This is a genomic window from Vibrio navarrensis, assembly GCF_000764325.1.
Taxonomy (GTDB): Bacteria; Pseudomonadota; Gammaproteobacteria; order Enterobacterales; family Vibrionaceae; genus Vibrio; species Vibrio navarrensis.
In genome coordinates this window covers 343,682-355,671 of record NZ_JMCG01000001.1, presented here as the reverse complement: position 1 = coordinate 355,671, position 11,990 = coordinate 343,682, and the positions used below count along the sequence as shown (strand labels likewise).

Here is an 11,990-nt window from a genome sequence, read left to right as displayed (position 1 = left end):
CATCTGCCGATAGCGATGCTCTCGTCGTGAACGATATCCTCTTCATGGCAGACCATTAACTCAAAGCTCAAACACTGAAGTGGCATATAAACTGCATTCATATAAAAATCCAATATTGATATACCATCTATCGATGGAGATATTGGTTTTGACTTTCTAACAATCACGACTTAAGAGGTGTGAATCGTGAAACAAAAAATCCTTATTTTAACGCTTTTGGCTAGTACTTCGATGGCTGCAAACGCAGACTCGATCCTTTATGGCGGCGTGACTGGCGGCAGTGCTCATTACGGTGAAAACTTTGGTAATGACTTCCTTTATGGGGTGCGTATCGGCAGCGGCATTTTGCCTTTTCTTGATGTCGAAGCCGGTTACATGAACTTGGGGCAGGGCGAAAACAGTGGCACGACCGTGGACACCAGCACCAAGTTTGTCGCCATCAAACCAACCTTTACCCTACCTATGGTCGATATCTATGCGCGTGCGGGCCTGCATCAATGGGATACTGACGCGAAGTACCTTAGCCTAACCTCTAGCGATGACGGTACCGATGCGATGTTTGGTGTCGGTTTTGACTACTTCATCAGCGACTACTTCTCTATCGGTGCCAGTTACACGCGCTACAATATCGACGATGGTGAAATAGATGGCTATGAGTTAAATGCCACCTTTCACCTAGACCTGCTTTGATGGCTTAGCGCTGATAACCCATTAAAAGCATTTGACTCAGAAAACTTCTGCTATGGTCAATCCCAAGGGCAGGAGTTTTCCGGCAATTTCATGCCCTTGGCTGGAAAATACGGATTTGAGATAGTGGCCAATCTCTGAGCCAGCTCTGATTCCCAAAATGAAAGCCAAGATAGTACTGCGGCTTGAGCCTTGGTTACGGTATAGTTATCGTTTTCCATTTAACTCATCACCCCGCACTATTTTCCATGTTAATTCGCAATACACTTTGTTCTTTTTTGCTTCTCTTTGCTGTCGCACTCACGAGTAAATGCTTAGCATTAATGACGTTTTCTCAACTTCCTGTCGATCTCCTCTCCGGCTCAGGGCTTGAAGCGTTGCTCTATGGTCTACGTTTTGACGCGACCATCGCGGCCATGCTGAGTGCACCGATTTTCCTCACCAACCTAGTGTTAATGCCGCTTAAACGTGATCTACGTCTGCTATTGCGCGTGTTGCTTTGCTTAGCGATTGCTTGGATTGTGGGTACCAGCTTTTCTGATGCGATATACGCGAAAGACGCCAGTAAGCATGTCACCTTCGAGCTGTTTACCGCGCAAGGGATGGAAAGCGAACTGTTGGTCACAGCACTGAAAAGCTATTGGGCGACGATGCTGATTGGCACCTTTTGGCTACTCATTTGTCTGATGATGGCGAGCAAATACCTGACTCTCTCTGACCGACGTGATACGCCTTGGTATAGCAACACAGCGTTTGCGGTGTTGTGGCTATTGATCACGGTGAGTTTGGTCCGCGGCGGCTGGGGAGATGCACCGCAAACGCCGATGCGCGCTTACAATATTGGTAATAGTGAACAAGCCTTTCTTGCTTGGAGCGCGCCATATAGCATCACTTACTACCTCGCTAACGGTGACCGAGCTGCGATCAAAAAGATCACCCGCGATCCGACGCCGGAACAGCTCGCCACTTGGCAACAAGCAATAGAGGTACCGCAACCCGCGAAACTGGATGGGCTCAAGCAGGCGAACATCATCCTCATTCTGCTAGAAAGCTGGCCTGCTTATGACATGCATAGTTACGCGGGTGACGCCGATGCAACGCCTTTTTTTGATAACCTTCGTCAACGTTCTTTCTCTACCTTCTCGAGCTATGCCGATGGCTATCGGACCGTACAAGGGATGTTCGCCACGTTCTGTTCGTATCCCAACCCGACCAGCGGCATCATTTCAACCAGTCAGCTACAAAATGCGAACTATATCTGCTTGCCGCATATTTTGCGCCAGCAAGGCTGGCAAACCACGTTTATACAAGGGAGTGCTAAGGGTAAAGTCGGCTCATTCGCGCAAACACTCGGCTTCGCAGATTCGTTCGGTAAGCACGATTACCCGTTTGAAGGCGTACATAATGAGTGGGGGTATATGGATGGCGATATTTATCGCTTCTCGCTTGGACAAATCGATCGCTTGAGTCAATCTCAACAGCCCTTTTTCCTCACCATCAATACGGGCACAACACATGGCTCATTTCTGCCTGAGCAAGATGGTTATTTTTATGGTCGAGAGACGCAAATCCATGAAAGACGCAGTGTGATGCACCATGCGGATCAAGCGCTGAGCCAATTTATTCCGCAGCTTGATGCCAAACTGGCTCAGCTAGACAAGCCGACACTGGTAATTTTACTTGCGGATCACACAGCCAAAACCGTAAAGGGCGGCTTTGTGAAAAACGCGATTCCTTTTTTGATGTACGCCTCGGATAAATCTATTCCAAACCAAACTCGGCCCATCACCGCTTCACAACGTGACGTCGGCGCTACCGCACTCGATTGGTTGGGCGGCTACGCACCTTGGTTTACCGGCCACAGCTTGCTGGACCCTAACTACGCCGGGCGTGCCAGCTTTGCCTTCGGCACCAGTTTTTTCTGGATGAGCAAAGAGCATGGCATTGCCATCAACGTCGAGACGGGGGAGCTCGCCCAGTGCTTCGAAATAGGAGCCGATACCGTGAGTAAAAAAACCGTTGCCTGCGATCAGCCTTGGGCCAACGCCCTGTTTGAGGAAGCGAGTTATTACAACAGCATATCGCAATATTTACTGTTCAAAGGGCGCAGTACCGATTATCGCGCTCGCCTGAATTGAGAGGGTAACAAAACAGCAGCCTAGGCTGCTGTTTTGTTTTATGCGCTGCGCTGCGCTTGGGCGGCTTGTTCGGCCTGGCGCTTACGTTTGCGATATTTTGGATGGGTGATGGGTATCGCGGCCAGGAGTTTCTTGGTGTAGTCGTTTTGTGGATTGGCGTAAACCTCTTTAGCGCTGCCCTCTTCCACCACTTTGCCAAAATACATCACCGCCACTTTGTCCGAAACGTGTTTCACCACCGAGAGATCGTGGGAGATAAAGATGATCGCCAAGTTCATCTCTTTTTGCAGTTGCAGCAATAAGTTGAGGATCTGCGCCTGCACCGACACATCGAGCGCCGAGACCGATTCATCACAAATCAGCAGTTTCGGTTTCAGAGCAATCGCACGCGCGATACCGATACGCTGACGCTGACCGCCAGAAAACTCATGTGGATAACGGTTCACTGCCTCAACCGGCAAACCCACTTTGACCAGCAACTCTTTGACCCACTCTTTACGCTCAGCGGGTGTGCCGATACGGTGAATGATATACGGCTCTTCTAAAATCATGCCGACCGTATGGCGCTGGTTAAGTGATTCCATCGGATCTTGAAAGACAATCTGCATATCGCGGCGCAGCGGACGCATCTCCCGTGCCGACAGCTTGGTGATGTCGCGCCCTGCAAAAAATATCTGCCCTTCGGTTGGCTCATACAGCTTTAAAATCGTCCGGCCAAGGGTACTTTTGCCGCAGCCCGACTCACCGACCAAACCTAGAGTCTCACCTTCACACACCGAGAGCGAGACGCCATCGACCGCTTTAACCGTGTAGCCTTTACTAAACAGCTTTTTGCCGGAAACAAAGTGCTGCTTGAGGTTTTCAATACGTAGAACTTCTTTACTCATCCCTGCTTTCCTTAGTTGGTGGCAAACATGCTGGCGTCGATCGGCTTGATATCAATCATCTGCTTGGGCTCGCTGTCCAAACTTGGCATCAGCCCCATCAAACGTTCCGTGTACGGGTGCTGCGGGTTATCAAACAGCTCGAAAATTTCCGCTTGTTCGACAATTTGGCCGCCATACATCACCGCCACGTCGTCGCACACTTCGGCAACCACGCCGAGATCGTGCGTGATGAAAATCATCGCCATGCCAGTCTCTTGTTGCAGTTCATTCATCAAGTCGAGAATCGACGCCTGCACTGTCACATCCAGTGCCGTGGTCGGCTCATCACAAATCAGCACATCCGGTTTACACGCCAGCGCCATAGCGATCATCACACGTTGACGCATCCCGCCCGAGAGATTGTGCGGGTACTCATTGAGGCGCTTCTCTGGCATCGGAATGCGCACTTTTTTCAACATCTCTAAGGCGTATTCATTACGTGCCCGTTTATCGAGCTCAGGGCGATGCAGTTCCAACACTTCATTGATCTGCCGGCCAATGGTGTGCACCGGATTGAGCGCCGTCATCGGATCTTGAAAAATGATCGAGATACGATCGCCGCGCATCGCATACATCTCTTGCGCAGGCAGATTAACCAGATTAGTGCCGCGATAGAGGATTTCACCTTTGACCACTTGGCCGTAAGGCTTGGGCAGCAGGCCCATGATCGCCATTGAGGTGACGCTTTTGCCACTGCCCGACTCGCCCACTAACCCCAAAGTTCGCCCGGCACGCACATCAAAATTCACCCCGTGTAGCACCTTAACCGGGCCATCATCGGTGGTAAACGAGACCTCTAAATCTCGCACGCTCAAAATCACATCTTGCTGCATGACTACTCCTTACAACTTATAGGTGTCGTCGATAATCGTCACGGGTTCAAAGGTTTTGCCCGATTTGAGCGCTTTTTCCGTCTCTTTTTTCACTTGTGGATCGATCCAGAAGGTACCAAAACCGAGCGCGCCACCGCTGCTAAACAAGGTTTCGGTTTTCTTGGTCATCGCTGGCGTCGGAAATTTGAGCCAGCGCCAATACCCCATGCGAATATAAGGCACCATGTAGCCGGGCACGATCACGTTGGCATCGCCGACAATCTGCTGGATCTGTTGCGAGTAGCGATACTTCTTCTCCATATCGAACTCGTTTTTGTAGGCCATGATCAGTTTATCCAGCTCTGGGGTACTGAAGTTAGTGAAGTTATTGGTTTGTGGGCGATTGGCATTGACTGAGTGGAAATATTCCCAATACGCCGGTGTCGTCGAGGCACTCATATCCAAAAACGCCAGTTGATGTTTTTTCTCCAGCATGAATTTGAACGCGGAAGAGCCATCCACCAGCTTGAGTTCATACTCCAAACCGGCTTTTTTCGCTTGCTCTTTCAGGTAAGCGATGCGCGGCGTGTGGTGTGCATAGGCGTAGGTAATGGCAAAACTGAGGCGCTGACCTTGCTGATTGACGCGAATCCCATCCGGACCGATTTGATCAAAACCCGCCGCTTCAAAATAGCGAATCGCTTTTTCTGGGTTAAACTCCGGCGCTTTGGCATTTGGCAAGTCGTACTTCCCGTGCCCCGTACCCAGCGCGTGCGGCTTACGTGAGTAGTCTCCGCGCGTAATTTTTTCAATCATGCCGTCGTAGTCGGTGGCGTAACTGATGCCGCGACGCACGTTGAGATCATCCAACAGCGGCGTGGCAACGTTCATCCATAAGCCGCCTGCGCCCTCTGGCAGTTGGCTGTAGCCCCAGAATTTATGAATGTAGCCTTTCTGGTAGGGCTCGCCGTTGGATTTGTCGTGCCACAATTCAGGCAGGACTAGAGCGAACGAATCGAGATCACCTTTTTCGAAATGCTTCATCGCGATGTCGTTGTCACGAATGACGTTAATGCGAATTTTTTCCACATTGTAGCGATGTTGATAATATTTATTGCTGTAACCCCACCAATCTTGCCCAACGTGCTCAAAAGTCACGCTTTTGCCTTTTTTGATGTCGTCCAGATAGTAAGCGCCGGTGGTTGGCTCAGCTTTGAAGTTGTACTTGCGCACATAGTTGTCATCAATGCCGTCACCATTTTCATCTTTGCTCGGGTTGGCATAAAAATGGGCCGGACGTGGACGCAAGCCGCCTAACGTCTCAAGCAGGTCTTCTGGGTTTTTCTCCTGCTTACTCACCACCATCAAGGTGTGCGCATCGATCTTTTGTACATCGCTCACCACGTTGGTGTAGTACTCGTTATACCAAGGGGCGACCAGATCTTTGGAGCGATAAAACTTGAGCATAAAGACAAAATCGTCGGCGGTGACTGGTTTGTCGTCGGACCATTTGGCTTTGGGATTGAGTTTAAAGTAGACGGTTTTGTTGTCGCCTGTCAGCGCCCATTCGTTCGCCAGCGCCGGGATCCAAGCATCCGTGTTGGGGTGACGGTCCAGCAATCCTGGCGTTTCATCGAGTATGTAGTAGCGCAGGCCAGAGTTGGAATCCGGGCCGACGCTGCGCAGCGTTTGTGGAAAGCTCTGCATGTAGGTGCGAAAGGTGCCACCAAATTTCGCTTCGCTTGAAGCAAACAGCGGCTCATCCCAGTTGGTCTGCCAGTTGAGATCCGCAGGTAAAGTGGCAGCATACAAGCTGGTACTTAACAACGATAAGGTGGCCGCTACTATTGATTTTTTCATTGTGATATCCCTATGAATTCCAGTCCGTTGCCCCATGGTATCAGACATAGCGGGTAAACTTCTTCGGATCGAACGCAGCGCGTATCGCTTCTCCGATGAAGGTCACCATCACTAGCACTGCGACAATCGATGCCACGACCGAAGAGACTATCCACGGCGCATCCAAATTCGATTTCCCCTGCTGCAACAGCTCGCCCCAGCTCGGCGTCGGTGGCATCAGTCCCAAACCGAGATAATCTAGGGCCGTCAGCGCGGTGATGTTGCCAGCAATGGTGAACGGCGCGAGTGTCACGATCATCACCATAGTATTGGGCAAAATGTGGTTAAACAGAATACGTCCGGTCGAAGCGCCCAGCGCTCGGGCTGCCATCACGTACTCACGCGCCGACTCTTTATAGGTCATGGTGCGCATGTACCAAGTCATCCCCATCCAACCAAACAACACGTTAATGCCGACAAACAGGGCAAAGGTTGGCTGCACAATGGAGACTAAAATCATGATGACGTACAAAAACGGCACCATCGACCACACTTCAATCAAGCGTTGCACAAATAGGTCAAACTTGCCGCCCCAATACCCCATGGCGCAGCCAACCGTTGTGCCTATCGCGTAGGAAATGATCATCGTCAGCAAGGCAAAGCCCATTGCAGTGCGAAAGCCATACACCAGACGCGCCAAAATGTCGCGGCCAATCACATCCGTGCCCAAGTAGTGCTTGCTTTGTGCATCCGGAGCGGTGGGTGGGTAATCGCCAGAAAAGTCCTGCTCGTACGGGTTCCAGGGCACCAGCGGTAACAGGACGAAATTATCGCCCCCTTGCTCGGCAAACTGCTTTTGCAGCTCACGGTAGTTGGCTTCGCTGGCCGACTCTTGGCCAAATTCACTGCCCGTGCGCACATCGCTAAATACTGGGAAAAAATACTCGCCTTGGTATTTCACCACCAGCGCTTTGCTGTTGATCAACAGCTCGGCAAACAGCGACAACACCAGCATGATCGACAGCAGCACGAAGGAGTAGTAACCCCGTTTGATGGCTTTAAAACTGCGGATTTTCTTTTGCGTTAATGGGCTAAATGTCATCATCGTCTAGGCTCCAAACTTCACACGTGGGTCAACCAGAGCGACACAGATATCGGAAATGATGTTGCCAAGCAGCAAGAGCGCCGCGTTGATCGCCACTATGCCCATCACCACCGGGTAATCGCGCTCAATGATCGACTCATAACCCAGCAGGCCAATACCGTCGATATTGAAAATCACTTCAATCAAAAAGGCACCGGTCATAAAAAACAGCAGTGAGTTACCAAAGTGGCTGGCAATCGGAATCAAGCTGTTACGCAGTGCGTGCTTACGTACCGCGGTCTGAAACGGTAATCCTTTGGCAATCGCTGTGCGGATGTAATCTGAAGAGAGGTTTTCCATCAGATTGTTTTTCATCGTCAGCGTTAGCGTGGCGAAGTCGCCGATCAAGTAACAGATCAGCGGCAGCACCGCATGCCACATCACATCCTGCGCGCGCTCGAAAAAGGTTTCCAGATCGTCAAAATCATCGCCGACAAAGCCCCCCATCGGGAACCACTCTAAATGATAAGAGAACAAGGTAATCAGCAGCACGCCGACCACATAGCCGGGCAAGGCATAGCCAACAAAGATCAGTATCGAGGAGGCGGAATCAAACACGGAACCATGTTTGAGCGCCTTGTAATACCCCAAGGGTATCGAAATGAAATAGCTGATAAAAAAAGTCATGCCGCCATAAAACAGCGACACCGGAAGGCGCTCGGCAATCATGTCGCCCACCGGCTCGTAATAGCGCGTGGATTCGCCAAAATCGAACACCGCCAGTTTGCTCAGCCACTCGACGTAGGCTTGCAGTACTGGCTTATCTAGGCCGTAAAACGCGTTCAACTCCGCCATCTGTTCATCTGACAGCGCCGAGTTGCCGCCGGCTGTGGTCATCGCTGCGGCGCCATCGCCTTGCGACTGCATTTTTGACAGCATGCGTTCAACTGGCCCACCGGGAACAAATCGAGTGATAGCAAAGATAAGGATCGTGATCCCAAGGAAGGTGGGGATCACCAACGCCAAACGGCGTAGAAAATACGACAGCATATACAACTCACTCCATGTCACTGTGCAGAATCGGCTAGTAAGGAAAACAATGAAATCATCCACACCGATGCGTGGAATCAACGATAGACCGCTAAACCTGTCGAAGTGTTCATCCTAAACAGCCTCAATCTCTGGTTTTCGACTCTGACACCCGATAATCAGCGCCATATTTATATCGAAATCCCCAAAGCTTCAAGTGTTTATCGCCAAAACATGACAAACTAGCGACACTCTCAACCTTCTGTATCTCTGTCGGTAAAAAAAAATAAAAATCTGGTTTTTTTGCTACTACAGAACATCAGCCTGATTAGTTTAGAGCTCTAACACTACATAAAAACGCAAAAATTGAGTATAAAAAACCACCAAGCACGCAGGCAATAAAACACTATAAATGAGCATGAGCTCTTGTATCAACAGGGGTATCATAATCTGATACCACTCGACTCACTGCAAGCTTATGCTGAGCAAAACAGCCATCCAATGCAATCAGAGTAATATTCTATAGACAAACGTTTTCCAAGGTAAAATCACCCACTAAACGATCATCAGCAACATATGACGTTACTGGTTAAGAAAAACACAAAATACACTGTTTTATTGAAATTATTAGTTATCGAGGCCCTCTTTTATAGACAATCCTCTCGATAAAAACACTCTCTTATAAAATTTTACATATTTTTTACAGCTTACACCCCGCCAATCTCACTGGTTTGACTTCTAAAATCCACATCATGTATATCTTTCGCGCAACGTTAACGAAACATTAACGTCACATTTGGTCATTTTTAGACCACAAAACATAGGAAATAATGAAAACGGAGCAACAAGGATGTACAAAAACACAACAGCCTTATCGGTTGCGATCAGTCTTGCCCTAGGAACAGCGTCGCTGTCACCACTCGCTTTTGCAGAAGAGCAGCAAGTTGAGCAACTACAGAAGATGAAAGTCACGGGTTCGCGGATCTCAACCACGCAGATGGAAGGTCCGTCACCTGTCACTGTCATCACCAGCAAGGATATTGCGGCGAAAGGATTTAACAGCGCGCAAGATATCCTCAACAGCTTGACGCAAAACACGGGCGGCGCGTTGGCACAAACCAACTCCTTCTCCTTTACGCCTGCGGCCCAGTCGGTCAACCTGCGTGGCCTAGGTGCCTCTCGCACACTGATCCTGATTGACGGTCGCCGTATGCCGCAGTATCCGCTGGCAGAGAACGGCGTATCCAATTTCCAAGACATCGGTCAGATCCCGATTGCGGCGATTGAACGTGTCGAAGTGATGACCGACTCCGGTTCAGCGATCTACGGCTCGGATGCGATTGGTGGGGTGGTCAACTTCATCATGAAGAAAGACTTTGATGGCGTATCGGTCAAAGCGCGTTACGGCGACGCCACCGAAGGCGGCTACCAAAATGGTCGTGTCGACATCGTCGCGGGTAAAGACATGGACGACACGCGCGTTCTGTTTGTCGCCCAGTTAGCCAGCAACGAAATGCTGATGCAAAAAGATCGTAGTTGGGCTGGTGACGACGGTTCCGATCGCTCGGCATTCAGTGGTTACTCAAGCTACGGCGCCAACTTCTATCCGAAAGACGGCTCTGCCACGCTGACACCCGCCGATATCGGTAAATCGTGTAAAGAAGTGGTCGGTGATGCGGCCGTGGAACTGTCTCGTGGCCGTTGTGGCGTCAACCGCTCGGCATACCGTACATTGAAGCCAGAAAACAAGCAGGCTGATCTGTTGTTGCGCGGTGAGAAAGATATCGACGATAACTTGACCGCCATGGCAGAGGCACGTTTTAGCTACAAATCCACCGAGTCACTCTTCGAGCCCAACCCTTACTCGGTTGAAGTGGACGCGACACACACTGTTAATGGTGTGAACCGCGGCGAAGGTGAATACACTCGTCGTTTGGTCGAATTTGGCCCACGTGAGAGCAATACCGAAGCGACCGCATTTGGTGTAACGGCGGGTCTGACTGGCCTACTTGCTGACGCCTATGACTGGGAACTGTACGCCAGCTTCTCACAGCAAAACGTCGATACCGACAATCCGGCGGTGTACACCACTATGGATCAAGCGGTGCAAAACGGCGAAATCGACCTGCTGGATACTATCTCAGCGGAAAATGTTGCCAAATATACGGGTACGTCAAGCAAAGAAGCGTACTCTAAACTTTACACCATCAATGGCTCCATCGCGGGCGAACTGTTTGAAATGCCAGCAGGCATGTCCGGTTTCTCCGTCTACGGCGAATGGAACCGCACCGACTACAACGAGAAAACCGATGCTGTGACCGCAGCTGCGGGTTTCTCCGGCCTTGGCGGCACTTCCGGCGGTGGCGATCGTGACCAAATTGGTCTTGGCGCGGAGCTGCTGATCCCAATTTTAGAAGAGTTGGAACTGACTGTGGCTGGCCGTTACGACCACTACTTTGATGATTCCGCCACTGGCGGTGCGTTCACGCCGAAAGTCTCGCTGGCGTATCGTCCAACCGACACCCTACTGCTGCGTGGTAGCTACGGTTTAGGTTTCCGCGCACCCGACTTGAAACGTCTGTTCGGTGATGAGACGCGTGGCTTTGGCTCTGGTTTTGACCCAGTGCTGTGTGCCTCTGCTGGCGGCACAGGCCCAGATGAGAATATTCCAGAATGTTCGACTCAACACTTTGATACGGTCAACGGTCCAAACTCCGAGCTGAAAGAAGAGACCAGCACCAACATCAACCTTGGTTTGGCGTGGGAGCCTGTTGACGATCTTGGTCTAACCGTCGACTGGTATCACATCAAGATGGAAGACGTGGTTAAAGCGCCGAGTTATCAAGACGTGATCAACGACCCGAGCAAGTACCCAGGTACGCAGGTGATCCGTAATCCAGACGGCACGATTGACAAAGTGATCTACGGCCCGGTCAACCAAGCGTTTGAAACCCGTTCAGGTATCGATGTGTCGGTCAGCTACGCCTACGACACCAACGACATGGGTTCTTTCTCAAGCAAAGTCTCGGTCACTAAGCTGCTCAAAGCGGAATACCAAGAGAGCAGTTCAGAGCCGGTCAAAGACGAGATGGAATACATGCCTGAATACACCGCGACCTTGAACCTAGGCTGGGCGTATCAAGATGTCAACGTCAACCTGTTCGGTAAGTATCGTGACAAGATGTGTTCAGGCTTCGCCAACGGCTACTACTTCGAAAGCTGTGATGCTGCCAAAAAAGCGGGCTACGAAACTAAGATTTCGAGCATGACCACTTGGAACCTGACCACCTCGTATCAGTTTAACGAAAGTGGCCGTGTGACGCTGGGCATCATCAACCTGTTCGACAAAGAGCCGCCAAAGGATCCATTGAGCGATACTTCACCGTTTTACGCGGATGAGTACGATGATCCGATTGGCCGTCAAGTCTACGTAGAAGCATCTTACGACTTCTAACCAGACTCACCCATTTGGCGC

At 50.5% G+C, this 11,990-nt stretch carries 8 protein-coding genes; 3 read left to right on the top strand and 5 right to left on the bottom strand.

Translation table 11 applies throughout. The features are described 5' to 3' along the window. The first annotated feature begins 186 nt into the window (after positions 1 to 186). Entirely contained in the window at positions 187 to 690 is a 504-nt protein-coding gene (locus EA26_RS01645; protein WP_039422720.1) for an outer membrane beta-barrel protein, read from the top strand. 320 nt (positions 691 to 1,010) lie between these two features. Next, positions 1,011 to 2,825, top strand: a complete 1,815-nt coding sequence (locus EA26_RS01640) for an LTA synthase family protein (RefSeq protein WP_235425314.1) — start codon at positions 1,011 to 1,013, stop codon at positions 2,823 to 2,825. Positions 2,826 to 2,863: 38 nt separating this feature from the next. Here EA26_RS01640 and EA26_RS01635 read toward each other — a convergent pair whose 3' ends face one another. Genes EA26_RS01635 through EA26_RS01615 form a run of 5 tightly spaced genes read right to left on the bottom strand, consistent with a single transcriptional unit; the run spans position 2,864 to position 8,536 of the window. Then, positions 2,864 to 3,712 (bottom strand): ABC transporter ATP-binding protein, encoded by an 849-nt coding sequence (locus tag EA26_RS01635; RefSeq protein ID WP_081946352.1) that lies wholly within the window; start codon positions 3,710 to 3,712, stop codon positions 2,864 to 2,866. A gap of 11 nt (positions 3,713 to 3,723) precedes the next feature. Then, on the bottom strand, positions 3,724 to 4,584 hold the full coding sequence (locus tag EA26_RS01630) for an ABC transporter ATP-binding protein (RefSeq protein WP_052079592.1): 861 nt from the start codon (positions 4,582 to 4,584) through the stop codon (positions 3,724 to 3,726). Positions 4,585 to 4,593: 9 nt separating this feature from the next. Further along, positions 4,594 to 6,423, bottom strand: coding sequence for an extracellular solute-binding protein (locus tag EA26_RS01625; RefSeq protein WP_039422718.1), 1,830 nt, complete (start codon positions 6,421 to 6,423; stop codon positions 4,594 to 4,596). Positions 6,424 to 6,463: 40 nt separating this feature from the next. Continuing rightward, entirely contained in the window at positions 6,464 to 7,507 is a 1,044-nt protein-coding gene (locus EA26_RS01620) for an ABC transporter permease (protein WP_039422717.1), read from the bottom strand. A gap of 3 nt (positions 7,508 to 7,510) precedes the next feature. Further along, on the bottom strand, positions 7,511 to 8,536 hold the full coding sequence (locus EA26_RS01615; protein WP_039422715.1) for an ABC transporter permease subunit: 1,026 nt from the start codon (positions 8,534 to 8,536) through the stop codon (positions 7,511 to 7,513). Positions 8,537 to 9,365: 829 nt separating this feature from the next. On the opposite strand from EA26_RS01615, the gene EA26_RS01610 reads away from it, so the two are divergent. Further along, positions 9,366 to 11,969, top strand: a complete 2,604-nt coding sequence (locus EA26_RS01610) for a TonB-dependent receptor (protein ID WP_039422713.1) — start codon at positions 9,366 to 9,368, stop codon at positions 11,967 to 11,969. Positions 11,970 to 11,990: the final 21 nt, after the last annotated feature.

Coding starts and splice junctions, on each gene's coding strand:
- EA26_RS01610 (WP_039422713.1), top strand. CDS start 9,366: ATGTACAAAAACACAACAGCCTTATCGGTTGCGATCAGTCTTGCCCTA.
- EA26_RS01625 (WP_039422718.1), bottom strand. CDS start 6,423: ATGAAAAAATCAATAGTAGCGGCCACCTTATCGTTGTTAAGTACCAGC.
- EA26_RS01635 (WP_081946352.1), bottom strand. CDS start 3,712: ATGAGTAAAGAAGTTCTACGTATTGAAAACCTCAAGCAGCACTTTGTT.
- EA26_RS01615 (WP_039422715.1), bottom strand. CDS start 8,536: ATGCTGTCGTATTTTCTACGCCGTTTGGCGTTGGTGATCCCCACCTTC.
- EA26_RS01640 (WP_235425314.1), top strand. CDS start 1,011: ATGACGTTTTCTCAACTTCCTGTCGATCTCCTCTCCGGCTCAGGGCTT.
- EA26_RS01620 (WP_039422717.1), bottom strand. CDS start 7,507: ATGATGACATTTAGCCCATTAACGCAAAAGAAAATCCGCAGTTTTAAA.
- EA26_RS01630 (WP_052079592.1), bottom strand. CDS start 4,584: ATGCAGCAAGATGTGATTTTGAGCGTGCGAGATTTAGAGGTCTCGTTT.